Origin of the sequence: Escherichia sp. WS3063 (assembly GCF_046486595.1) — a bacterium.
GTDB classification, from domain to species: Bacteria; Pseudomonadota; Gammaproteobacteria; order Enterobacterales; family Enterobacteriaceae; genus Escherichia; species Escherichia coli.
In genome coordinates this window covers 47,199-69,782 of the sequence record NZ_JBJQKY010000012.1, presented here as the reverse complement: position 1 = coordinate 69,782, position 22,584 = coordinate 47,199, and the positions used below count along the sequence as shown (strand labels likewise).

Below are 22,584 nucleotides of genomic sequence, written 5' to 3'. Positions count from 1 at the left end.
TATGAAATTTACCGTAGAACGTGAGCATTTATTAAAACCGCTACAACAGGTGAGCGGGCCGTTAGGTGGTCGTCCTACGCTACCGATTCTCGGTAATCTGCTGTTACAGGTTGCTGACGGTACGTTGTCGCTGACCGGTACTGATCTCGAGATGGAAATGGTGGCACGCGTTGCGCTGGTTCAGCCACACGAACCAGGGGCGACGACCGTTCCAGCGCGCAAATTCTTTGATATCTGCCGTGGTCTGCCTGAAGGCGCAGAAATTGCCGTGCAGCTGGAAGGTGAGCGGATGCTGGTGCGCTCCGGGCGTAGCCGTTTTTCGCTGTCTACCCTGCCAGCGGCGGATTTCCCGAATCTTGATGACTGGCAGAGCGAAGTCGAATTTACCCTGCCGCAGGCGACGATGAAGCGTCTGATTGAAGCGACCCAGTTTTCTATGGCGCATCAGGACGTTCGCTATTACTTAAACGGTATGCTGTTCGAAACTGAAGGTGAAGAACTGCGCACCGTGGCGACCGACGGTCACCGTCTGGCGGTCTGTTCAATGCCAATTGGTCAATCTTTGCCAAGCCATTCGGTGATCGTGCCGCGTAAAGGCGTGATTGAACTGATGCGTATGCTCGACGGCGGCGACAATCCGCTGCGCGTGCAGATTGGCAGCAACAACATTCGCGCCCACGTTGGCGACTTTATCTTCACCTCGAAACTGGTGGATGGTCGCTTCCCGGATTACCGTCGCGTTCTGCCGAAGAACCCGGACAAGCATCTGGAAGCTGGCTGTGATCTGCTCAAGCAGGCGTTTGCCCGTGCGGCAATTCTCTCTAACGAGAAATTCCGCGGCGTGCGTCTGTATGTCAGCGAAAACCAGCTGAAAATCACCGCCAACAACCCAGAACAGGAAGAAGCGGAAGAGATCCTCGACGTTACCTATAGCGGTGCGGAGATGGAAATCGGCTTCAACGTCAGCTATGTGCTGGATGTTCTCAACGCGCTGAAATGCGAAAACGTCCGCATGATGCTGACCGATTCGGTTTCCAGCGTGCAGATTGAAGATGCCGCATCACAGTCGGCTGCCTATGTTGTCATGCCAATGAGACTGTAATGTCCCTCACCCGCTTGTTGATCCGCGATTTCCGCAATATCGAAACCGCGGATCTCGCTTTATCTCCCGGCTTTAACTTTCTGGTAGGTGCCAACGGTAGTGGCAAAACCAGCGTGCTGGAAGCCATCTATACGCTCGGCCACGGTCGGGCGTTTCGCAGTTTGCAGATTGGTCGCGTCATTCGCCATGAGCAGGAGGCGTTTGTTCTCCACGGGCGTTTGCAGGGCGAAGAGCGCGAGACGGCGATTGGCTTAACCAAAGACAAACAGGGCGACAGCAAAGTCCGCATCGACGGTACTGACGGGCATAAAGTCGCGGAGCTGGCGCACCTGATGCCAATGCAGCTGATAACGCCAGAAGGGTTTACTTTACTCAACGGCGGCCCCAAATACAGAAGAGCATTCCTCGACTGGGGATGCTTTCACAACGAACCCGGATTTTTCACCGCCTGGAGCAATCTCAAGCGATTGCTCAAGCAGCGCAATGCGGCGCTGCGACAGGTGACTCGTTACGAACAGCTACGCCCGTGGGATAAAGAACTGATCCCGCTGGCGGAGCAAATCAGCACCTGGCGCGCGGAGTATAGCGCCGGTATCGCAGCCGATATGGCTGATACCTGTAAGCAATTTCTCCCTGAGTTTTCTCTGACTTTCTCTTTCCAGCGCGGCTGGGAGAAAGAGACAGAGTACGCTGAGGTGCTGGAACGTAATTTTGAACGCGATCGCCAGCTAACCTACACCGCGCACGGCCCGCATAAAGCGGACTTACGCATTCGCGCCGACGGTGCGCCGGTGGAAGATACCTTATCGCGTGGGCAGCTTAAGCTGTTGATGTGCGCCTTACGTCTGGCGCAAGGAGAGTTCCTCACCCGTGAAAGCGGGCGGCGGTGTCTCTACCTGATAGATGATTTTGCCTCTGAGCTTGATGATGAGCGTCGCGGGCTGCTTGCCAGCCGCTTAAAAGCGACGCAATCACAGGTCTTTGTCAGCGCGATCAGTGCTGAACACGTTATAGACATGTCGGACGAAAATTCGAAGATGTTTACCGTGGAAAAGGGTAAAATAACGGATTAACCCAAGTATAAATGAGCGAGAAACGTTGATGTCGAATTCTTATGACTCCTCCAGTATCAAAGTCCTGAAAGGGCTGGATGCGGTGCGTAAGCGCCCGGGTATGTATATCGGCGACACGGATGACGGCACCGGTCTGCACCACATGGTATTCGAGGTGGTAGATAACGCTATCGACGAAGCGCTCGCGGGTCACTGTAAAGAAATTATCGTCACCATTCACGCCGATAACTCTGTCTCTGTACAGGATGACGGGCGCGGCATTCCGACCGGTATTCACCCGGAAGAGGGCGTATCGGCGGCGGAAGTGATCATGACCGTTCTGCACGCAGGCGGTAAATTTGACGATAACTCCTATAAAGTGTCCGGCGGTCTGCACGGCGTTGGTGTTTCGGTAGTAAACGCCCTGTCGCAAAAACTGGAGCTGGTTATCCAGCGCGAGGGTAAAATTCACCGTCAGATCTACGAACACGGTGTACCGCAGGCTCCGCTGGCGGTTACCGGCGAGACTGAAAAAACAGGCACCATGGTGCGTTTCTGGCCCAGCCTCGAAACCTTCACCAATGTGACCGAGTTCGAATATGAAATTCTGGCGAAACGTCTGCGTGAGTTGTCGTTCCTCAACTCCGGCGTTTCCATTCGTCTGCGCGATAAGCGCGACGGCAAAGAAGACCACTTCCACTATGAAGGCGGCATCAAGGCGTTCGTTGAATATCTGAACAAGAACAAAACGCCGATCCACCCGAATATCTTCTACTTCTCCACTGAAAAAGACGGTATTGGCGTCGAAGTGGCGTTGCAGTGGAACGATGGCTTCCAGGAAAACATCTACTGCTTTACCAACAACATTCCGCAGCGTGACGGCGGTACTCACCTGGCAGGCTTCCGTGCGGCGATGACCCGTACCCTGAACGCCTACATGGACAAAGAAGGCTACAGCAAAAAAGCCAAAGTCAGCGCCACCGGTGACGATGCGCGTGAAGGCCTGATTGCGGTCGTTTCCGTGAAAGTGCCGGACCCGAAATTCTCCTCCCAGACCAAAGACAAACTGGTTTCTTCTGAGGTGAAATCGGCGGTTGAACAGCAGATGAACGAACTGCTGGCGGAATACCTGCTGGAAAACCCAACCGACGCGAAAATCGTGGTTGGCAAAATTATCGATGCTGCCCGTGCCCGTGAAGCTGCGCGTCGCGCGCGTGAAATGACCCGCCGTAAAGGTGCGCTCGACTTAGCGGGCCTGCCGGGCAAACTGGCAGACTGCCAGGAACGCGATCCGGCGCTCTCTGAACTGTACCTGGTGGAAGGGGACTCCGCGGGCGGCTCTGCGAAGCAGGGGCGTAACCGCAAGAACCAGGCGATTCTGCCGCTGAAGGGTAAAATCCTCAACGTTGAGAAAGCGCGCTTCGATAAGATGCTCTCTTCTCAGGAAGTGGCGACGCTGATCACCGCGCTTGGTTGTGGTATCGGTCGTGACGAGTACAACCCGGACAAACTGCGTTATCACAACATCATCATCATGACCGATGCGGACGTCGACGGCTCGCACATTCGTACGCTGCTGTTGACCTTCTTCTATCGTCAGATGCCGGAAATCGTTGAACGCGGTCACGTCTACATCGCTCAGCCGCCGCTGTACAAAGTGAAGAAAGGCAAGCAGGAACAGTACATTAAAGACGACGAAGCGATGGATCAGTACCAGATCTCTATCGCGCTGGATGGCGCAACGCTGCACACCAACGCCAGTGCACCGGCGCTGGCTGGCGAAGCGTTAGAGAAACTGGTGTCTGAGTACAACGCGACGCAGAAAATGATCAACCGCATGGAGCGTCGTTATCCGAAAGCAATGCTGAAAGAGCTTATCTATCAGCCGACGTTGACGGAAACCGACCTTTCTGACGAGCAAACCGTTACCCGCTGGGTGAACGCGCTGGTCAGCGAACTGAACGATAAAGAACAGCACGGCAGCCAGTGGAAGTTTGATGTCCATACCAATGCCGAACAAAACCTGTTCGAGCCGATTGTTCGCGTGCGTACCCACGGTGTGGATACTGACTATCCGCTGGATCACGAATTTATCACCGGCGGCGAATATCGTCGTATCTGCACGCTGGGTGAGAAACTGCGTGGCTTGCTGGAAGAAGATGCATTTATCGAACGTGGCGAGCGTCGTCAGCCGGTAGCCAGCTTCGAGCAGGCGCTGGACTGGCTGGTGAAAGAGTCCCGTCGCGGCCTCTCCATCCAGCGTTATAAAGGTCTGGGCGAGATGAACCCGGAACAGTTGTGGGAAACCACCATGGACCCGGAAAGCCGTCGTATGCTGCGCGTTACCGTTAAAGATGCGATTGCTGCCGACCAGTTGTTCACCACGCTGATGGGCGACGCCGTTGAACCGCGCCGTGCGTTTATTGAAGAGAACGCTCTGAAAGCGGCGAATATCGATATTTAATGGCTTTTTGTTGCTGATAAAATGACTTAGTCGTCAGTCCGGGCGGAGATCATCTCCGCCCTTTTTATTTCTGCAATCCGCAATTATCATCCCGCAGATCTATACTTTTTGGGTCAACACGTAACGCTTTACAGGTGATTATCATGGGGCTTTTTGATGAAGTTGTCGGTGCCTTTCTGAAAGGCGATGCGGGGAAATATCAGGCGATTTTGAGCTGGGTTGAGGAGCAGGGCGGCATTCAGGTGCTGCTGGAAAAACTGCAAAGTGGCGGTTTAGGTGCCATTCTCTCAACCTGGCTGAGTAATCAACAGGGCAACCAACCAGTTAGCGGCGAGCAACTGGAATCAGCGCTCGGCACAAATGCGGTGTCCGATCTCGGGCAAAAACTGGGCGTGGATACCAGTACAGCTTCCAGTTTACTGGCAGAACAATTGCCGAAGATTATTGATGCACTCTCACCGCAAGGTGAAGTGTCAGCACAAGCCAATAACGATCTGCTTTCCGCAGGCATGGAACTGCTGAAAGGGAAACTCTTCCGCTAAGCAAATGGGGAGCATGCAACCCGCATTGCATCCCCCTTTTCCCTCGGGTGTTGTACTGATTTTTGAGCGGAATCGCGTTAGCATGGGTCAGGAACCAATCTACCTGGGGAACTCATGGCTATCAAACTCATTGCTATCGATATGGATGGCACCCTTCTGCTGCCCGATCACACCATTTCACCCGCCGTTAAAAATGCGATTGCCGCAGCTCGCGCCCGTGGCGTGAATGTCGTGCTGACGACGGGTCGCCCTTATGCAGGTGTTCACAATTACCTGAAAGAGCTGCATATGGAACAGCCGGGCGACTACTGCATTACTTATAACGGCGCGCTGGTACAGAAGGCCGCTGATGGTAGCACCGTGGCGCAAACCGCTCTCAGCTATGACGACTACCGTTTCCTGGAAAAACTCTCTCGCGAAGTCGGTTCTCATTTCCACGCCCTGGACCGCACCACGCTGTACACCGCCAACCGAGATATCAGCTACTACACGGTGCATGAATCTTTCGTTGCCACCATTCCACTGGTGTTCTGCGAAGCGGAGAAAATGGACCCCAATACCCAGTTCCTGAAAGTGATGATGATTGATGAACCCGCCATCCTCGACCAGGCCATTGCGCGTATTCCGCAGGAAGTGAAAGAAAAATACACTGTGCTGAAAAGTGCGCCGTACTTCCTCGAAATCCTCGATAAACGCGTTAACAAAGGTACGGGTGTGAAATCACTGGCCGACGTGTTAGGCATTAAGCCGGAAGAAGTCATGGCGATTGGCGATCAGGAAAACGACATCGCAATGATTGAATACGCAGGTGTTGGTGTGGCAATGGATAACGCTATTCCTTCGGTGAAAGAAGTGGCGAACTTTGTCACCAAATCCAACCTGGAAGATGGCGTGGCGTTTGCTATTGAGAAGTATGTGCTGAATTAATCAGTGGGCGGGCAAACTGCATAAATGCGTTTGCCCGCAGCGATTAACAATTTCTGGTCGTGCATAAAATCAGGAACTGGAGTGGTGACGTTACTATATCCAGCGTAAGAGTGACTGGTAGCAGCGCATTAGCGAGGCCGCGCGGAACGCCATCAGTTGCTTTGTACTTATAAAATCCCACCGTAAAGGGTTGATGGAAAACCATCACGTTTGAGTAATCCGCTTTTTTATTTTTCTGGTGGATAGAGCCTTTCAGGCCGTCAAGTGCCCAGGTACAACGCTGGGTATTACAAATAAAACCATATTGTGTCGCCAGTGCTTTATCTTCCTCATTATCCCAGTCGTAATAGAGCGTTATTGAACCAGAAAAATTAGTATCACTGCTGCTTAAAATAAATTTCGCGTTATCAGAAACGGTGATTCTTTCACCATGAATTGCCGGATCGTTTAGCATTTTAACCACCTCACCGCCGCCGGTGGTCAACAGATAGTCCAACGATTCACCAACAAAAACATAGCCTTTCGTACCGTTACTATCTTCTGCCAGCGATAAACCCTTAATCGTGTCTGACCGCCATTGCTCGGCATGTGGACGGCTTGCAGTATTGGAAACCAATCCCCAGGTGATACATCCGGTCAACGCAAATGCCAAAGAACACAAACCGGCAGCCTTAAAAAATCCTTTAAAATTCAATTTCATGACTAATCCTTTAAACGAGTAGCTAAGCCGTTGAAAGCATACTCTTCTTTCCCTCCTGTTTAGCGCCTGACATCCCTTTTCAGATTTCTGCCCGACGCATGTCATTTTTTTATGCATTGTTCTTTTTGTGATCTAAATTGTAGTACAACAATATAATTTTGTACTACATTACACGCGCAGCAAACGCGAACGTCATCACGCTGGTACTACAAAATTGCCGCGTTATGCATCGATCGGGGTAAAGTAGAGAAGAACATACAGAGCACAAGGACTCTCCATGACTCTCAATAAAACCGATCGCATCGTTATTACGCTGGGTAAACAGATCGTTCACGGCAAATACGTGCCAGGCTCGCCGCTTCCGGCTGAGGCAGAACTCTGTGAGGAGTTTGCAACCTCGCGCAACATCATCCGTGAGGTGTTCCGTTCGCTGATGGCGAAGCGGCTGATTGAAATGAAACGTTATCGCGGCGCGTTTGTGGCACCGCGTAACCAGTGGAATTACCTCGACACTGACGTACTGCAATGGGTGCTGGAAAACGACTACGACCCACGGCTTATCAGTGCCATGAGCGAAGTGCGAAATCTGGTGGAACCGGCGATTGCCCGTTGGGCGGCAGAACGCGCGACTTCCAGCGATCTGGCGCAGATTGAATCGGCGCTGAACGAGATGATTGCCAACAATCAGGACCGCGAAGCGTTTAACGAAGCGGATATTCGCTACCACGAGGCGGTGCTGCAGTCGGTGCATAACCCGGTGTTACAGCAACTTAGCATTGCGATCAGTTCGCTGCAGCGGGCGGTTTTTGAACGAACCTGGATGGGCGATGAGGCCAACATGCCGCAAACGCTCCAGGAACATAAGGCGCTGTTTGATGCGATACGGCATCAGGACGGCGATGCGGCAGAGCAGGCGGCGCTTACCATGATCGCCAGCTCGACACGAAGGTTAAAGGAAATCACATGACAGCTCGCTACATCGCAATTGACTGGGGATCGACCAATCTGCGCGCCTGGCTTTATCAGGGCGACCACTGCCTGGAGAGCAGGCAATCAGAAGCAGGCGTCACGCGCCTGAACGGAAAATCTCCGGCTGCGGTGTTAGCAGAAGTGACGACCGACTGGCGTGAAGAGAATACGCCAGTGGTAATGGCAGGAATGGTCGGCAGCAATGTCGGCTGGAAAGTTGCGCCGTATTTATCTGTTCCTGCCCGTTTTTCATCTATTGGCGAACAATTAACGTCTGTTGGCGACAATATCTGGATTATTCCCGGATTATGCGTTTCTCATGATGATAACCACAATGTGATGCGCGGCGAAGAAACACAATTGATCGGCGCGCGTGCTTTGGCTCCTTCCTCTCTTTATGTCATGCCCGGTACGCATTGCAAATGGGTGCAGGCCGATAGCCAGCAAATCAACGATTTTCGCACCGTAATGACCGGTGAATTACATCATTTACTGTTAAATCACTCATTGATTGGCGCAGGTTTACCACCGCAGGAAAACTCTGCCGATGCCTTCGCGGCTGGCCTTGAGCGTGGTCTCAATGCGCCCGCCATATTGCCGCAGCTTTTTGAAGTTCGCGCCTCGCATGTGCTGGGAACACTTCCCCGCGAACAGGTCAGTGAATTTCTCTCTGGTTTGTTGATTGGCGCAGAGGTCGCCAGTATGCGCGACTATGTGACCCATCAACAAGTCATCACCCTTGTCGCCGGAACATCGCTGACCGCGCGCTACCAGCAAGCCTTTCAGGCGATGGGTTGTGACGTGACGGCGGTGGCGGGCGACACGGCATTTCAGGCTGGTATAAGGAGCATCGCTCATGCAGTGGCAAACTAAACTCCCGCTGATCGCCATTTTGCGCGGCATTACGCCCGACGAGGCGCTGGCGCATGTTGGCGCGGTGATTGACGCCGGGTTCGACGCGGTTGAAATCCCGCTGAATTCCCCACAATGGGAGCAGAGCATTCCCGCCATCGTTGATGCGTATGGCGACAAGGCGTTGATTGGCGCAGGTACGGTACTGAAACCTGAACAGGTCGATGCACTCGCCAGGATGGGCTGCCAGCTCATCGTTACGCCCAATATCCATAGTGAAGTGATCCGCCGTGCGGTGGGCTACGGCATGACCGTTTGCCCCGGCTGCGCGACGGCGACCGAAGCCTTTACCGCGCTCGACGCGGGCGCGCAGGCGCTGAAAATATTTCCGTCATCGGCTTTTGGTCCGCAATACATCAAAGCGTTAAAAGCAGTATTACCACCGGACATCGCAGTCTTTGCCGTTGGCGGCGTGACGCCAGAAAACCTGGCGCAGTGGATAGACGCAGGTTGTGCAGGGGCAGGCTTAGGCAGCGATCTCTATCGCGCCGGGCAGTCCGTAGAACGGACTGCCCGGCAGGCAGCAGCATTTGTTAAGGCGTATCGAGAGGCAGTGCAATGAAAATCACCAACATTACCACGTATCGTTTACCTCCCCGCTGGATGTTCCTGAAAATTGAAACCGATGAAGGCGTGGTCGGTTGGGGCGAGCCCGTGATTGAAGGTCGCGCTCGCACGGTGGAAGCGGCAGTCCACGAGCTGAGTGACTATTTGATTGGTCAGGATCCGTCACGCATCAACGACTTATGGCAAGTGATGTATCGCGCCGGATTTTATCGTGGCGGTCCGATTCTGATGAGTGCCATCGCCGGTATCGACCAGGCGTTATGGGATATCAAAGGCAAAGTGCTGAATGCGCCGGTGTGGCAACTGATGGGCGGCCTGGTTCGCGACAAAATTAAAGCCTACAGTTGGGTCGGCGGCGATCGTCCGGCGGATGTTATCGACGGCATTAAAACCCTGCGCGAAATCGGCTTCGATACCTTCAAACTGAACGGTTGTGAAGAACTGGGGCTAATTGATAACTCCCGCGCGGTAGATGCGGCAGTCAACACCGTGGCACAAATTCGTGAAGCCTTTGGCAATCAGATTGAGTTTGGTCTTGATTTCCACGGTCGCGTCAGCGCGCCGATGGCGAAAGTGCTGATTAAAGAACTGGAGCCGTATCGCCCGCTGTTTATTGAAGAGCCGGTGCTGGCGGAACAGGCCGAATACTACCCGAAACTGGCGGCACAAACACATATTCCTCTGGCGGCGGGTGAACGCATGTTCTCACGCTTCGATTTTAAACGCGTGCTGGAGGCGGGCGGTATTTCGATTCTGCAACCAGATCTCTCTCATGCAGGCGGTATTACCGAATGCTACAAAATTGCCGGAATGGCAGAAGCCTATGACGTGACCCTTGCGCCGCACTGTCCGCTCGGACCGATTGCACTGGCGGCTTGTCTGCATATCGACTTTGTTTCCTATAACGCCGTCCTTCAGGAACAAAGTATGGGAATTCATTACAACAAAGGCGCGGAGTTACTCGACTTTGTGAAAAACAAAGAAGACTTCAGCATGGTTGGCGGCTTCTTTAAACCGCTAACGAAACCGGGCTTAGGCGTAGAAATCGACGAAGCTAAAGTTATTGAGTTCAGTAAAAATGCCCCGGACTGGCGTAATCCGCTCTGGCGTCATGAAGATAACAGCGTAGCAGAGTGGTAATTCCTGCCACGTAAGCCCCTCATCGGGCACTAAAACAGCAATACAAAAATATAACCCTCTGTAAATTACAGGGCATGGTGAGCGGCTTCGCTATGCCCAAAATCTGGAGAAAGCTCGCTATGGATATTCCCGTTAATGCAGCAAAGCCGGGGCGTCGGCGTTATCTGACGCTGGTGATGATCTTTATTACGGTGGTCATTTGTTATGTTGACCGCGCTAACCTGGCCGTGGCTTCCGCCCATATTCAGGAAGAGTTCGGTATTACCAAAGCGGAAATGGGCTATGTATTTTCGGCCTTCGCCTGGCTTTATACGCTATGTCAGATCCCCGGTGGTTGGTTTTTAGATCGCGTAGGTTCACGCGTGACTTATTTTATTGCGATATTTGGCTGGTCAGTGGCGACGTTATTCCAGGGCTTTGCCACGGGATTAATGTCATTAATTGGTCTGCGCGCAATAACCGGTATTTTCGAAGCGCCCGCTTTCCCGACCAATAACCGGATGGTGACCAGCTGGTTCCCGGAACATGAACGCGCTTCCGCCGTTGGTTTTTATACGTCTGGTCAGTTTGTCGGTCTGGCGTTTCTGACTCCGCTGCTGATCTGGATTCAGGAGATGTTGAGCTGGCACTGGGTGTTCATCGTCACCGGTGGTATCGGCATTATCTGGTCGCTGATTTGGTTTAAGGTTTATCAGCCGCCGCGTCTGACCAAAGGCATCAGCAAAGCTGAACTGGATTACATTCGTGATGGCGGCGGTCTGGTGGATGGCGATGCGCCGGTGAAGAAAGAGGCGCGTCAGCCGTTAACAGCCAAAGACTGGAAACTGGTGTTCCATCGTAAACTGATCGGCGTCTATCTTGGGCAATTTGCGGTGGCTTCTACACTGTGGTTCTTCTTAACCTGGTTCCCGAACTATTTAACCCAGGAAAAAGGAATCACGGCGCTGAAAGCGGGCTTTATGACCACAGTGCCGTTCCTTGCGGCGTTTATTGGCGTCCTGCTCTCTGGCTGGGTCGCGGATCTGCTGGTACGTAAGGGCTTTTCACTGGGCTTTGCGCGTAAAACGCCGATTATCTGCGGCTTGCTGATCTCCACCTGCATTATGGGCGCTAACTACACTAACGATCCGATGATGATTATGTGCCTGATGGCGCTGGCATTCTTCGGCAACGGTTTTGCTTCGATTACCTGGTCGCTGGTTTCTTCTCTGGCACCGATGCGCCTGATTGGTTTAACCGGCGGCGTGTTTAACTTTGCCGGTGGTCTGGGCGGCATCACTGTTCCGCTGGTGGTGGGGTACCTGGCGCAGGGTTACGGTTTCGCACCTGCACTGGTTTATATCTCCGCCGTTGCGTTGATTGGCGCGCTCTCTTACATCCTGCTGGTGGGCGATGTGAAGCGCGTTGGCTAATCTTTCAACTGTGGAATATGCGCCACACCACTGCGCATAATCCACTTTCTTAAAGCTGGTGCGGTCAGGCATCGGCTTTTTACTATTTTGCCGAAGAGTTTTAAACGCAGTTTGCGGGTGGCGCGCCAGTAGGCGGCGTTGCTCTTCTCCGGCTGCTTCAGTAACACCGAACGCAGAATCTCTGCGCTATCCAGCGCATAGCTAATCCCCTCCAGCGAACTGGCGCTGATAAATCCCGCCGCTTCACCAATCAGAAAGGCGTTGTCCTTACCGCAGACAAAATCCTGCCAGCGTGAGGGAAACAGCACGGTACATTTCTCGCTTTTCACCGCTTTACCAAACTGGAACTGAAAGGCGTTCATTTTCTCTTTCAGCGTCGTGAAACGCGTCTGACCGTCTTTCATGGGATAGGCACCGCCAAAGATAAAATAACCGTCTTTGCTGATACTCCATGAGTAACAGTCAGTTATCGCATTATCAAAGATGCAGGAGTAGAACGGCACCGGATGTTTCTCTGCGAACCACTGCTGGATAGCGACATATTTACGAATTTGATGATCCGGGTAGAGATGTCGCCGCACCATCGAGTTTGCGCCATCGGCACCGACCAGATAGCGGGCAGTAATATGCTGCTCCCAACCGTCTGCACGAAAAATGACATGCCATTTATCATCCTCACGCCAGATTTTTCGGCACAGGCTGTCGTGGTAAACCTCAACGCTGGCGGGGATCAGCGATTTCATCCACAAGTCGAAAGCATGGCGATTAATATTGATATAGCTTCGCTGGTAGTTACGCGTGAGCGATGCGGCGACGTCGACAGTTTTGACGCTGAAAATCTGTGGATTGGCGATCACATCGACAGGAAGCGTCAGTCCATCGCGAATAAAAGATCGCTGCGCGTCCGGTGCCAGCAGACCGCCGCAGGGTTTGCTGAAACCTTCAGTACCACACTGGTGCTTTTTATCCAGCGCGATCACCTGCATTTTGCTGGCTAACGTTCGTGCCAACACCGACCCTGCCGGGCCGAGGCCAATAATCGCCACGTCGAAATGTTCCATCTTTTCACTCACATTCATCACGATGGCGAAAGACTATTGTCTGAAAGTGAAGTCCTTGTGAAGTATGATGGCGGGACCCGTTTTGTATCAGGACCGCGCCATGAAACAGATAACCTTTGCTCCCCGTAATCACCTGCTCACCAATACCAATACCTGGACGCCCGACAGCCAGTGGCTGGTATTTGACGTGCGTCCTTCTGGTGCGTCGTTTACCGGCGAGACCATTGAGCGTGTGAATATCCATACCGGCGAGGTCGAGGTTATCTATCGCGCGTCACAGGGTGCGCACGTCGGCGTGGTGACCGTTCATCCGAAGTTAGAGAAGTATGTCTTCATCCACGGACCTGAAAATCCTGATGAAACATGGCATTACGACTTCCACCACCGTCGCGGTGTGATTGTTGAAGACGGCAAGATGAGCAATCTCGATGCAATGGATATTACCGCGCCGTACACCCCAGGAGCACTGCGCGGCGGCAGCCATGTGCATGTCTTTAGCCCGAACGGTGAAAGGGTGAGCTTTACCTATAACGACCATGTAATGCATCAACTCGATTCGGCGCTGGATTTGCGAAACGTCGGCGTGGCTGCACCGTTTGGCCCGGTCAACGTACAAAAGCAGCATCCGCGTGAATACAGCGGTAGCCACTGGTGCGTGCTGGTGAGTAAAACCACGCCCACGCCGCAGCCTGGCAGCGATGAAATCAATCGTGCTTATGAAGAAGGATGGGTAGGAAATCACGCGCTGGCGTTTATTGGCGACACACTTTCGCCAAAGGGCGAGAAAGTGCCGGAGCTATTTATCGTTGAGTTACCGCAAGATGAAGCTGGCTGGAAAGCGGCAGGTGATGCGCCGTTAAGTGGAACGGAAACAACCCTGCCCGCGCCACCGCGTGGCGTCGTGCAGCGACGTTTAACCTTTACCCACCATCGGGCTTATCCGGGGTTAGTCAACGTCCCGCGCCACTGGGTGCGCTGTAATCCGCAGGGTACGCAAATCGCGTTTTTAATGCGTGATGATAACGGCATTGTGCAACTGTGGCTTATCTCGCCACAGGGCGGCGAGCCGCGCCAGTTAACCCATAACAAAACGGATATTCAGTCTGCATTTAACTGGCATCCGTCAGGAGAATGGTTGGGCTTTGTGCTGGATAATCGAATTGCTTGCGCCCATGCGCAAAGCGGCGAGGTTGAGTATTTAACCGAAAACCACGCCAATCCACCTTCTGCGGACGCCGTGGTCTTCTCGCCGGATGGTCAATGGCTGGCGTGGATGGAAGGTGGCCAGCTGTGGATCACCGAAACTGATCGCTAAATCAGTTATCAGGCATTCTGGCCGGTGGAATAACCGCATTGGTGGCTTGCGCGTTGGCTTCGCTTTTTTCAACGCGTGAGCGCACCGAGCTGTCTTTGCGGAACACATCCCACGGCAGTAAAAGCGTGTCCATCACAGCGGTAAACGGCATATCGAGAATCGCCAACGACTTAGTACCCCAGTTGGTTTCATCGTCGCCAATCATGGTGGCGCTGGCGCGGGTGCCGGGATACGTTCCTTCTTTCCCCCCGGTATGGGACATCACGCTGGAGCATCCTCCGAGTAATGTCATTCCGCTGCATATCATGAACGCTAACAACACATTTCTTATCATAATAAATTCATCTGTTGATCGTGGGTGTTGGCCTGATGAGTTATAGCGATCCCTTGCTGAAAATAACATCATCATAACGTCGCACTGTGGCGGCTATCGCACTTTAACGTTTCGTGCTGCCCCCTCAGTCTATGCAATAGACCATAAACTGCAAAAAAAAGTCCGCTGTTAAGGCTTGAAAAGTTCATTTCCAGACCCATTTTTACATCGTAGCCGATGAGGACGCGCCTGATGGGTGTTCTGGCTACCTGACCTGTCCATTGTGGAAGGTCTTACATTCTCGCTGATTTCAGGAGCTATTGATTATGCGTAACTTTGATTTATCCCCGCTTTACCGTTCTGCTATTGGATTTGACCGTTTGTTTAACCACTTAGAAAACAACCAGAGCCAGAGTAATGGCGGCTACCCTCCGTATAACGTTGAACTGGTAGACGAAAACCATTACCGCATTGCTATCGCTGTGGCTGGTTTTGCTGAGAGCGAACTGGAAATTACCGCCCAGGATAATCTTCTGGTGGTGAAAGGTGCTCACGCCGACGAACAAAAAGAGCGCACCTATCTGTACCAGGGCATCGCTGAACGCAACTTTGAACGCAAATTCCAGTTAGCTGAGAACATTCATGTTCGTGGTGCTAACCTGGTGAATGGTCTGCTGTATATCGATCTTGAACGCGTGATTCCGGAAGCGAAAAAACCGCGCCGTATCGAAATCAACTAATTCCTTAAGGCCGCCTGGCGCGGCCTGACATCTCCATGCTCGCCGTCAGGGAGCATATGCGAATCTTCGGATTTGCAGGTACTTACTCGCTTCTTAGAAGGAGAAATGACTATGCGTAACTTCGATTTATCCCCACTGATGCGTCAATGGATCGGTTTTGACAAACTGGCCAACGCACTGCAAAACGCCGGTGAAAGCCAGAGCTTCCCGCCGTACAACATTGAGAAAAGCGACGATAACCACTACCGCATTACCCTTGCGCTGGCAGGTTTCCGTCAGGAAGATTTAGAGATTCAACTGGAAGGTACGCGCCTGAGCGTAAAAGGCACGCCGGAGCAGCCAAAAGAAGAGAAAAAATGGCTGCATCAAGGGCTTATGAATCAGCCATTTAGCCTGAGCTTTACGCTGGCTGAAAATATGGAAGTCTCTGGTGCAACCTTCGTAAACGGTTTACTGCATATTGATTTAATTCGTAATGAGCCTGAACCCATCGCAGCGCAGCGTATCGCTATCAGCGAACGTCCCGCGTTAAATAGCTAACTAGCTATTCTCTTTGCCCCGCCATTCTGGTGGGGCTTTTTTTGTCTTTCTTCTTCAACAATGCGTTAATTTTCGCCTGTTTAAGATATTTCGGCACGTTCTTTCCCGTGATAATGTGCGCTATAAGGCAAATCTGCTTCACCGATTCAGCCATAATCCGTAGCAATTAAAATGTTATCTCAAGAGAAATGGACGATGAGTGATATAGCATTAACGGTCAGTATTCTGGCTTTGGTGGCAGTCGTCGGTTTGTTTATCGGCAACGTCAAATTTCGCGGCATAGGATTAGGTATTGGCGGCGTGCTGTTTGGTGGGATCATCGTCGGCCATTTTGTTTCTCAGGCGGGGATGACATTAAGTAGCGATATGCTGCATGTTATTCAGGAATTTGGCCTGATCCTGTTCGTTTATACCATCGGTATTCAGGTAGGGCCGGGCTTCTTTGCCTCATTGCGCGTCTCCGGATTACGCCTCAACCTGTTTGCTGTTCTGATCGTCATCATCGGGGGTCTGGTTACCGCCATCCTGCATAAACTGTTTGATATTCCACTGCCGGTAGTGCTGGGGATTTTCTCCGGTGCGGTAACCAATACGCCAGCGCTGGGGGCAGGGCAGCAGATCTTGCGCGACCTGGGTACACCAATGGAAATGGTCGATCAGATGGGGATGAGTTACGCGATGGCGTATCCATTCGGTATTTGCGGGATTTTGTTCACCATGTGGATGTTGCGGGTTATTTTCCGCGTCAATGTCGAGACAGAAGCCCAGCAGCACGAGTCTTCTCGCACCAATGGCGGCGCGCTGATCAGGACTATCAATATTCGCGTTGAGAACCCTAACCTGCATGATTTAGCCATTAAAGATGTACCGATTCTCAACGGCGACAAAATTATCTGCTCGCGTCTGAAACGAGAAGAAACCCTAAAAGTACCTTCGCCAGATACCATTATCCAACTGGGCGATTTGCTGCATCTGGTGGGGCAGCCAGCGGATTTACATAATGCGCAACTGGTGATTGGTCAGGAGGTCGATACCTCGCTGTCCACGAAAGGCACTGATTTGCGCGTCGAGCGTGTGGTGGTCACCAATGAAAACGTGCTCGGTAAACGTATTCGCGACCTGCACTTTAAAGAACGCTATGACGTTGTTATCTCGCGCCTGAACCGTGCTGGTGTTGAATTAGTTGCAAGTAGCGATATCAGCCTGCAGTTCGGCGATATCCTCAACCTGGTGGGGCGTCCGTCCGCAATTGATGCCGTTGCCAATGTGCTGGGGAATGCGCAGCAAAAACTGCAACAGGTTCAGATGCTGCCAGTGTTTATTGGTATCGGGCTTGGCGTATTGTTAGGTTCTATTCCCGTCTTTGTGCCGGGATTTCCGGCCGCGTTGAAACTGGGGCTGGCGGGCGGTCCGCTGATTATGGCGTTGATTCTCGGGCGTATCGGCAGTATCGGCAAGCTGTACTGGTTTATGCCGCCAAGTGCCAACCTCGCGCTGCGGGAGCTGGGGATCGTGCTGTTCCTCTCGGTCGTTGGTCTGAAATCTGGTGGGGATTTTGTGAATACCCTGGTCAATGGCGAAGGGCTAAGCTGGATTGGTTATGGTGCGCTGATCACCGCCGTTCCGCTGATTACTGTTGGCATTCTGGCGCGGATATTAGCCAAAATGAATTACCTGACCATGTGCGGGATGCTGGCTGGCTCCATGACCGATCCACCGGCGCTGGCGTTTGCTAATAATCTTCATCCAACCAGCGGTGCGGCGGCGCTTTCTTACGCCACTGTCTATCCGTTGGTGATGTTCCTGCGCATTATCACCCCCCAATTACTGGCGGTGCTCTTCTGGAGTATCGGTTAACTCTTCTCCGGGTGGAGTCGCCGTAAATGGTACTCCACCTGGTATTCGCTGGCATTTCTGAACATCACTGAATAATTCAAAAACTCCCCGCTCTCGCTATAGGACAACGAGGTGATCCGCAGCAGTGGCGTGTGTTCCGCTACCTTCATTTGCCGCGCCAGCAGTCTATCGGCGAGCACCGGCGTCAGGCTTTCATAATTACCGCCAATCAGAATCCCGCACTCTTGTTCAATATATTCAAACTTCGACCCTTCCAGATGTTGCAGCGATAGGTTGCGGAACAGTTTTACCGGCATATAGCTGTCTTCCAGCATCAGCGGTTTCCCTTCCACAAAACGAACGCGACGGGAGAAGTAGATCTGCTCGTTGATTTGAATCCGTAACTGGCTGGCAATGGCCGGAGGCGCAGGCATGATTTCAAAAATCAGCACCTGGCTGGTGACCGTTTTTCCCTGGTGTTTTAACACCTCCACCAGCCCGGTCAGGCTGGCGGTTTGATGCAATACATCTTTGCGCACCAGGTAAGTACCGCTACCGTGGCGGCGGACCACCAGCCCCCACGCTACCAGCAGATCAATGGCTTTACGGATGGTCATCCGCGATACCGCAAACTCTTCCGCCAGCTTTTTTTCACCGGGAAGAAGGCTGTTTAGCGTGAAATCTGCGGAATTAAGTCGAATTCTTAACCGCTCCGCAATGCTTTTGTAGATCATCTCTAGATCTCTTTTTTGCCTGCAAGCCCGGGTAATGCGCCCACAAGTTCTGCTTAATCGATTGAAAAAACATCTTTTTTTTAAAGATGTGTTCGTTGCTGTGTACCAGTGCTCACAGATGTCTACTTTTTTGCGAAAACGTAGATCTCTACCGCCCAACGAAAAGCATGAAAGCGATCACGAATCCCATTGGGTCGTCATGTTCTGCCGATCGCATCTTCCTATCCTCGCTCCAGGCCTGCCGCATAACCAATCAGGCTTCCTACTTACAGAATTGAGAAAAGAGGATGTGGAAATGCTCAGTCAAATTCAACGCTTTGGCGGCGCGATGTTCACGCCAGTGCTGCTGTTTCCCTTCGCCGGGATTGTGGTGGGTCTTGCCATCTTGCTGCAAAACCCGATGTTTGTCGGGGAATCACTGACCGATCCGAACAGTTTATTCGCGCAAATCGTACATATTATTGAAGAGGGCGGTTGGACGGTATTCCGTAATATGCCGCTGATTTTTGCTGTCGGTTTACCCATTGGCCTTGCGAAGCAAGCGCAGGGGCGAGCTTGTCTGGCGGTGATGGTGAGTTTCCTGACCTGGAACTATTTCATCAACGCGATGGGAATGACCTGGGGAAGCTACTTCGGCGTCGATTTCACTCAGGACGCGGTGGCAGGTAGCGGTCTGACAATGATGGCCGGGATTAAAACCCTCGATACCAGCATTATCGGCGCAATTATCATTTCCGGCATTGTGACGGCGCTGCATAACCGTCTGTTCGATAAAAAACTGCCGGTGTTTCTCGGCATTTTCCAGGGGACATCTTATGTGGTGATTATCGCCTTCCTGGTGATGATCCCCTGCGCCTGGCTGACGTTGCTCGGCTGGCCAAAAGTACAAATGGGGATTGAATCTCTGCAAGCGTTCCTGCGTTCGGCGGGTGCGCTTGGGGTCTGGGTTTACACCTTCCTCGAACGTATTCTGATCCCAACCGGTTTACACCACTTCATCTACGGACCGTTTATCTTTGGTCCGGCAGCTGTTGAAGGCGGCATTCAGATGTACTGGGCGCAGCATCTGCAAGAGTTCAGTTTGAGCGCCGAGCCGCTGAAATCGTTGTTCCCGGAAGGCGGTTTTGCCCTGCACGGTAACTCAAAAATCTTTGGTGCCGTGGGCATTTCTTTAGCGATGTACTTCACTGCCGCACCGGAAAATCGGGTAAAAGTGGCGGGCTTGCTGATCCCCGCAACCTTAACCGCCATGCTGGTGGGAATTACCGAACCGCTGGAATTTACCTTCCTGTTCATTTCACCGTTGCTGTTTGCGGTACACGCTGTGCTTGCGGCCTCAATGTCGACCGTGATGTACCTCTTTGGTGTGGTGGGCAACATGGGCGGAGGTCTGATTGACCAGGTTTTACCGCAAAACTGGATCCCGATGTTCAGCAACCACGCGGATATGATGCTGACCCAAATCGCCATTGGGTTGTGCTTTACCCTGCTGTACTTCGTGGTTTTCCGCACCCTGATTCTGCAATTCAACATGTGCACGCCGGGACGTGAAGATGCGGAAGTGAAACTCTACTCAAAAGCCGAATACAAAGCCTCGCGAGGCCAAACCACCGCGGCAGAGCCAAAAAAAGAGCTGGATCAGGCTGCCGGTATCCTGCAAGCCCTGGGCGGGGTCGGCAATATCTCCAGCATTAACAATTGCGCGACGCGTTTACGTATTGCACTGCATGACATGTCACAAACGCTGGATGACGAAGTCTTTAAAAAGCTGGGAGCGCACGGCGTCTTCCGTAGTGGCGATGCCATTCAGGTGATCATTGGTCTGCATGTATCCCAGCTGCGTGAACAGCTCGATAGCTTAATTAATTCTCATCAATCAGCAGAAAATGTTGCCATTACGGAGGCAGTATAATGACCAAATTCTCAGTGGTTGTCGCAGGCGGTGGAAGCACCTTTACGCCAGGCATCGTGTTGATGCTCCTGGCGAATCAGGACCGTTTCCCGCTTCGTGCACTGAAATTTTATGATAACGATGGTGCGCGGCAGGAAGTGATTGCCGAAGCCTGTAAAGTCATCCTTAAAGAAAAAGCGCCGGACATTGCGTTTAGTTACACCACCGATCCTGAAGTGGCATTCAGCGACGTTGATTTTGTCATGGCGCACATCCGCGTCGGCAAATACCCGATGCGCGAACTGGATGAAAAAATCCCGCTGCGCCACGGCGTTGTTGGTCAGGAAACTTGCGGACCCGGCGGAATAGCGTACGGCATGCGTTCCATTGGCGGCGTCCTGGAACTGGTGGATTATATGGAAAAATATTCACCAAATGCCTGGATGCTCAACTACTCCAACCCGGCAGCCATTGTCGCAGAAGCCACGCGTCGTCTGCGCCCGAATGCGAAAATCCTCAACATCTGTGACATGCCAATCGGTATTGAAAGCCGGATGGCGCAAATTGTTGGGCTGCAAGATCGCAAACAGATGCGCGTGCGCTACTACGGCCTGAACCACTTTGGCTGGTGGACATCAATTGAAGATTTGCAGGGCAACGACCTGATGCCCCAGCTGCGGCAATATGTCTCTAAGCACGGTTATGTTCCACCGCAGCAAGATACACATACTGAAGCGAGCTGGAACGACACCTATGCAAAAGCGCGGGATGTCCAGGCACTGGACCCGGATACATTGCCGAACACCTATCTGAAATATTATCTCTTCCCGGATTATGTCGTTCAGCATTCCAACCCTGAACATACCCGCGCGAATGAGGTGATGGAGCATCGCGAGAAACAGGTTTTCGATGCTTGCCGCGCCATTACGGCGGCAGGAAATTCAGCGGCGGGCAAGCTGGAAATTGACGAACATGCGTCATACATCGTCGATCTTGCGGCGGCGATTGCCTTCAACACTCAGGAGCGGATGTTGCTAATTGTGCCTAACAACGGGGCAATCCATAACTTTGATGATGAAGCGATGGTCGAAATCCCGTGTCTGGTCGGGCACAACGGACCAGAACCACTGGTGGTCGGCGATATCCCGCAGTTTCAGAAAGGGTTAATGAGTCAGCAAGTGGCGGTGGAAAAACTGGTCGTGGACGCCTGGGAACAGCGTTCATATCAGCACCTGTGGCAGGCGATTACGTTGTCGAAAACGGTACCGAGCGCCGCGGTCGCCAAAGCTATTCTGGATGAGTTGCTGGAGGCCAACAAAGCGTACTGGCCAGAGTTACGTTAATTGTGTGGACTGGCATCCGTTGGGTGCTGGTCCGTATTCTTCAGCACAGCTGACGGCGCATAACCAAATTTATTTTTAAAGGCTTTGCTGAAATGAAAGGAGTCGAAGAAGTTGAGCGTATCAGCGACTTCGCCAACCGAGTTTCCTTGTTGTTTTAATAGCGATAGCGCCAGATCCAGACGCGCATCGAGGTAATATTCTTTCGGCGTCTTGCCGGTATAGCGTAAAAACAGACGACGCAACCAGGCTTCGCTACAGGGGATCGTGGCAGCCATATCAGCTACGCTCCAGCGTTGTTGCAGACTGGCATGTAAAGTGGCAATTAAATTTTCAATTTGCCGCCGTTGTGGATCTTTTTTACCGTCTGCGTACATAAGACAAATCCACTGATAAATAATTTTCGTCAGAAAAGCGACTGCCAGATTATTTTTTATTGCTTCTGGTGAAGTAATTAACTCAGCAACTTCGGTGAGTTCCTGATTATAAACTTCGCCATTATAAATAACGCTTTGCTGACCGACGGGAATATCCATCATACTGGTGGGGGTAAATTCCATCCAGTACTGTTCCCAGACTAAACCTTCACAGTGATAAGAGTGAATATCCATTGGCTTTAAAAATATAATACAGTTGCCATGCAGAGTTATTTGTTCGTCATTCTTTAAAAGAATTTTCCCACATCCTTGTACGGTATACACCGCAACCCATGAGTTGGCGATAAGCGGTTTCTTCTTGTCCCGCGGCCAAATCACCCGATAATGCTCGTCGGTGTAGGTATGCCAGAGCGAGATCAGAGAAATTCCGCTGGAGATCACATTTTCGTTAATCAATAAGGGAATATTGTACGGAGTTTCGTTTTTTACATCCGAACTTTGCAATTTTCCATTCATTTTAATATCCCTCCGGCGAATTATGCTCACAACCTGAACTTAACAGAAAACAATCCGTTCAGGGATACGATGTTTGTATTTTAAGAATCTGACTGCCTGACCCGACGCATTTTACCTCTCCCTATATTCATGCG

21 protein-coding genes and 1 other annotated feature are annotated in these 22,584 nt (G+C 52.0%); of the genes, 16 read left to right on the top strand and 5 right to left on the bottom strand.

What is annotated here, in order from left to right; genetic code table 11:
* The first annotated feature begins 1 nt into the window (after position 1).
* From dnaN to yidA, 5 genes are all read left to right on the top strand, one after another.
* Entirely contained in the window at positions 2-1,102 is a 1,101-nt protein-coding gene (gene dnaN / locus ACJHYW_RS13640) for a DNA polymerase III subunit beta (RefSeq protein ID WP_000673464.1), read from the top strand.
* Complete coding sequence (gene recF, locus ACJHYW_RS13635) at positions 1,102-2,175, top strand: DNA replication/repair protein RecF (RefSeq protein ID WP_000060112.1); 1,074 nt, start codon at positions 1,102-1,104, stop codon at positions 2,173-2,175. Before dnaN ends, recF begins: the two co-directional genes overlap by 1 nt.
* A 28-nt stretch (positions 2,176-2,203) precedes the next feature.
* Positions 2,204-4,618 (top strand): DNA topoisomerase (ATP-hydrolyzing) subunit B, encoded by a 2,415-nt coding sequence (gene gyrB, locus ACJHYW_RS13630; protein WP_000072062.1) that lies wholly within the window; start codon positions 2,204-2,206, stop codon positions 4,616-4,618.
* A gap of 143 nt (positions 4,619-4,761) precedes the next feature.
* On the top strand, positions 4,762-5,160 hold the full coding sequence (locus tag ACJHYW_RS13625) for a YidB family protein (RefSeq protein WP_001330689.1): 399 nt from the start codon (positions 4,762-4,764) through the stop codon (positions 5,158-5,160).
* 114 nt (positions 5,161-5,274) lie between these two features.
* The gene (yidA, locus tag ACJHYW_RS13620) at positions 5,275-6,087 is read left to right on the top strand and encodes a sugar-phosphatase (protein WP_000985551.1); all 813 of its coding nucleotides are present in this window, start codon (positions 5,275-5,277) and stop codon (positions 6,085-6,087) included.
* A gap of 43 nt (positions 6,088-6,130) precedes the next feature.
* On the opposite strand, the gene ACJHYW_RS13615 is transcribed toward yidA, so the two are convergent.
* The gene (locus tag ACJHYW_RS13615; RefSeq protein ID WP_000772925.1) at positions 6,131-6,787 is read right to left on the bottom strand and encodes a hypothetical protein; all 657 of its coding nucleotides are present in this window, start codon (positions 6,785-6,787) and stop codon (positions 6,131-6,133) included.
* A gap of 277 nt (positions 6,788-7,064) precedes the next feature.
* Here ACJHYW_RS13615 and dgoR point away from each other — a divergent pair, with 277 nt between their 5' ends.
* From dgoR to ACJHYW_RS13590, 5 genes are all read left to right on the top strand, one after another.
* Positions 7,065-7,754: a D-galactonate utilization transcriptional regulator DgoR gene (gene dgoR, locus ACJHYW_RS13610; RefSeq protein WP_000174305.1), complete on the top strand. Its 690-nt coding sequence runs from the start codon at positions 7,065-7,067 to the stop codon at positions 7,752-7,754.
* A complete protein-coding gene (dgoK, locus tag ACJHYW_RS13605; RefSeq protein ID WP_061092917.1) occupies positions 7,751-8,629 on the top strand; it encodes a 2-dehydro-3-deoxygalactonokinase in 879 nt (292 codons plus the stop codon). Before dgoR ends, dgoK begins: the two co-directional genes overlap by 4 nt.
* Complete coding sequence (dgoA, locus tag ACJHYW_RS13600; protein ID WP_061092916.1) at positions 8,613-9,230, top strand: 2-dehydro-3-deoxy-6-phosphogalactonate aldolase; 618 nt, start codon at positions 8,613-8,615, stop codon at positions 9,228-9,230. Before dgoK ends, dgoA begins: the two co-directional genes overlap by 17 nt.
* A complete protein-coding gene (gene dgoD, locus ACJHYW_RS13595) occupies positions 9,227-10,375 on the top strand; it encodes a galactonate dehydratase (RefSeq protein ID WP_022646304.1) in 1,149 nt (382 codons plus the stop codon). The genes dgoA and dgoD overlap by 4 nt, the downstream gene beginning before the upstream one ends.
* 74 nt (positions 10,376-10,449) lie before the next feature.
* Entirely contained in the window at positions 10,450-11,787 is a 1,338-nt protein-coding gene (locus ACJHYW_RS13590) for an MFS transporter (RefSeq protein ID WP_000253453.1), read from the top strand.
* Here the strand turns inward: ACJHYW_RS13590 and cbrA are convergent.
* Positions 11,784-12,848 (bottom strand): colicin M resistance lipid reductase CbrA, encoded by a 1,065-nt coding sequence (cbrA, locus tag ACJHYW_RS13585; RefSeq protein ID WP_001361944.1) that lies wholly within the window; start codon positions 12,846-12,848, stop codon positions 11,784-11,786. The genes ACJHYW_RS13590 and cbrA overlap by 4 nt on opposite strands.
* 100 nt (positions 12,849-12,948) lie before the next feature.
* On the opposite strand from cbrA, the gene ACJHYW_RS13580 reads away from it, so the two are divergent.
* Positions 12,949-14,163, top strand: a complete 1,215-nt coding sequence (locus ACJHYW_RS13580; protein ID WP_061092915.1) for a DUF3748 domain-containing protein — start codon at positions 12,949-12,951, stop codon at positions 14,161-14,163.
* Between the two features lies 1 nt (position 14,164).
* On the opposite strand, the gene ACJHYW_RS13575 is transcribed toward ACJHYW_RS13580, so the two are convergent.
* Positions 14,165-14,497 carry a YceK/YidQ family lipoprotein gene (locus tag ACJHYW_RS13575; RefSeq protein ID WP_000620888.1) on the bottom strand — a complete coding sequence of 111 codons (333 nt, stop codon included), beginning with the start codon at positions 14,495-14,497 and terminating at the stop codon, positions 14,165-14,167.
* A gap of 239 nt (positions 14,498-14,736) precedes the next feature.
* Positions 14,737-14,809 (top strand) — a sequence feature (ROSE (Repression Of Heat Shock gene Expression) occurs in the 5'-region of heat shock genes and acts as an RNA thermometer to modulate expression.).
* Here ACJHYW_RS13575 and ibpA point away from each other — a divergent pair.
* The 3 genes from ibpA to ACJHYW_RS13560 all read left to right on the top strand — a co-directional run bounded on the left by ibpA (position 14,803) and on the right by ACJHYW_RS13560 (position 17,613).
* Positions 14,803-15,216 (top strand): small heat shock chaperone IbpA, encoded by a 414-nt coding sequence (ibpA, locus tag ACJHYW_RS13570; RefSeq protein WP_001243437.1) that lies wholly within the window; start codon positions 14,803-14,805, stop codon positions 15,214-15,216. Its footprint overlaps the feature before it by 7 nt.
* A 111-nt stretch (positions 15,217-15,327) precedes the next feature.
* Complete coding sequence (ibpB, locus tag ACJHYW_RS13565; protein ID WP_001243431.1) at positions 15,328-15,756, top strand: small heat shock chaperone IbpB; 429 nt, start codon at positions 15,328-15,330, stop codon at positions 15,754-15,756.
* Positions 15,757-15,951: 195 nt separating this feature from the next.
* The gene (locus ACJHYW_RS13560; protein WP_001279764.1) at positions 15,952-17,613 is read left to right on the top strand and encodes a putative transporter; all 1,662 of its coding nucleotides are present in this window, start codon (positions 15,952-15,954) and stop codon (positions 17,611-17,613) included.
* On the opposite strand, the gene ACJHYW_RS13555 is transcribed toward ACJHYW_RS13560, so the two are convergent.
* Positions 17,610-18,326: a GntR family transcriptional regulator gene (locus ACJHYW_RS13555; protein ID WP_001328850.1), complete on the bottom strand. Its 717-nt coding sequence runs from the start codon at positions 18,324-18,326 to the stop codon at positions 17,610-17,612. The two genes, ACJHYW_RS13560 and ACJHYW_RS13555, sit on opposite strands and share 4 nt — an antisense overlap.
* Before the next feature lie 295 nt (positions 18,327-18,621).
* Here ACJHYW_RS13555 and ACJHYW_RS13550 point away from each other — a divergent pair, with 295 nt between their 5' ends.
* Both ACJHYW_RS13550 and ACJHYW_RS13545 read left to right on the top strand, forming a co-directional pair.
* Positions 18,622-20,238 (top strand): PTS sugar transporter subunit IIB, encoded by a 1,617-nt coding sequence (locus ACJHYW_RS13550; protein ID WP_000952127.1) that lies wholly within the window; start codon positions 18,622-18,624, stop codon positions 20,236-20,238.
* On the top strand, positions 20,238-21,560 hold the full coding sequence (locus ACJHYW_RS13545; protein ID WP_000160110.1) for a 6-phospho-alpha-glucosidase: 1,323 nt from the start codon (positions 20,238-20,240) through the stop codon (positions 21,558-21,560). The genes ACJHYW_RS13550 and ACJHYW_RS13545 overlap by 1 nt, the downstream gene beginning before the upstream one ends.
* Here ACJHYW_RS13545 and ACJHYW_RS13540 read toward each other — a convergent pair.
* Positions 21,557-22,450 (bottom strand): AraC family transcriptional regulator, encoded by an 894-nt coding sequence (locus tag ACJHYW_RS13540; protein WP_410233363.1) that lies wholly within the window; start codon positions 22,448-22,450, stop codon positions 21,557-21,559. The two genes, ACJHYW_RS13545 and ACJHYW_RS13540, sit on opposite strands and share 4 nt — an antisense overlap.
* Between the last annotated feature and the right edge of the window lie 134 nt (positions 22,451-22,584).